This window comes from Clostridiales bacterium (assembly GCA_017961515.1).
In the GTDB taxonomy this organism is placed as follows: domain Bacteria; phylum Bacillota; class Clostridia; order Acetivibrionales; family RGIG10202; genus RGIG10202.
In genome coordinates this window covers 1-1,754 of sequence record JAGCXC010000063.1, presented here as the reverse complement: position 1 = coordinate 1,754, position 1,754 = coordinate 1, and the positions used below count along the sequence as shown (strand labels likewise).

1 protein-coding gene is annotated in these 1,754 nt (G+C 30.8%); it reads right to left on the bottom strand.

The window, feature by feature from the left end:
- Window positions 1-545 precede the first annotated feature (545 nt).
- Window positions 546-1,754: group II intron reverse transcriptase/maturase (ltrA, locus tag J6Y29_04680; protein MBP5427166.1), on the bottom strand; the 1,209-nt coding region annotated here is incomplete at its 5' end.

Sequence of the window (1,754 nt, the reverse complement as noted above, 5' to 3'; positions counted from 1 at the left end):
TAATTTCTTCTACACCATATGAATATGCTGTATCAGCATATACATATATATTTGCCGAATTTACAAAAAATATTAAGAATGCTAATACGAATGATAATACACATATAATAGGAAATGCAATCCTCTTCTTTGCTAATTCCTTCATAAAAATTCCTCCTTTTTATGTATAAATTAAATGTTAAAATAATACATCGAAATCTTAATACATTTGTATAATACCATAAGAACTGCAACAAAAGTGCAACAAAAATATAATTATCATTCCATCACATTTTTCTATTATTATTAAATTTATAACAGTTATGGATGTGAAACTCATTATGTATAATTGTTCCCTCCGATAATTTATATCAATAAGAAACAGCTAACTGTCTTTAAAAATGAGTTGGATACATCTGATTTAAATTCTAAAAATCTACTTTCTTTCATTGATTATGTCGAGTAGACCGGGCTCGACTTTCACACCCTTTCTAAAGTGTATTTATCTACCGGCCCCTCACAGAACCGTACGTGCCCTATTAAGGCATACGGCTCTTCATTAATTGTTAATAGCCATATCGTAGATATAATTTTGGTCTAGTAAAATTTAATGACATAAGTGTATATTGAAGTTTAGTCCTCGTGAGCCAACCTACCCTTTGTCCTCTTCTTCGTAATGCCCTATAAAGGGCCTCGATTACAAATCTTGTAAAACTTTGTAATGCTTTAAAATTATCAAATATACCATAGTATCTATAATGTCCTTCAAGCTTTATATTTAACTTAGGTACTATCTCTTTAATACTACTATGCATATTTTCCTTAAGCCATTTCTTAACATTTTCTTTCTTTTGTTTAAGTTTCTTCTTACTTGTATGATGAATTAGTTTGTATCCACCATTTCTATTCTTACCATTTATATGAGTAAAACCGAGAAAATCAAATGTTTCTTTTGTACCTTTAAATCTTCCCATTGGTAAAATTCGACTTTTGTTTTCTTCAAGTTCGAGTCCAAATTTTGCCATTCTATCCTTTAACATATTGTAGAATTTATTTGCTTGTTCTTCGTATTGAAACAATACTACAAAATCATCAGCGTATCTTACTAAATAACATTCTCCTTTTATTATATTATTCTTCTTTAACCATATAAACCAGGTGTCTAATACGTAGTGTAGATATGTGTTTGCTAAAACTGGTGATATAAGTCCACCTTGTGGTGTTCCTTTATCACTTTCTAGTTTCTTACCGTCTTCCATAACTCCACCTATTAGGAACCTCTTTATATACCTTATAAAATTCTTGTCTGCTATGTCGTGCTCTAGAAATTCTATCAGCCATCTATGGTCTATGTTATCAAAGAAGCCTTTAATATCAGCATCCACCACATAATTTACTTTGTGAAACATTATATGATGATTAATCTCTAATATTGCTTGATGACAATCTCTGCCTTCTCTAAAACCATACGAGAAATCACAAAATAATGGTTCATATACGAAATCTAGTATTTTCCTAAATGCTCCTTGTACTATTTTGTCTTCATATGTTGGTATACCTAATGGTCTCATCTTACCATTGCCTTTTGGAATATAAGTTCGTCTTACTGGTAATGGTCTATAAGAAAATGTCTTCATTCTTTCAATTAGTTTATCAAGATTTTCATCAAGATGCTCTTCATACATCTCTTTAGTAACTCCGTCTACACCGGAAGCCTTTCCTTTTGGTTGCTTTACGTGCTCAACTCTCAACGTTTCTTTGTTGATGTATTGCAT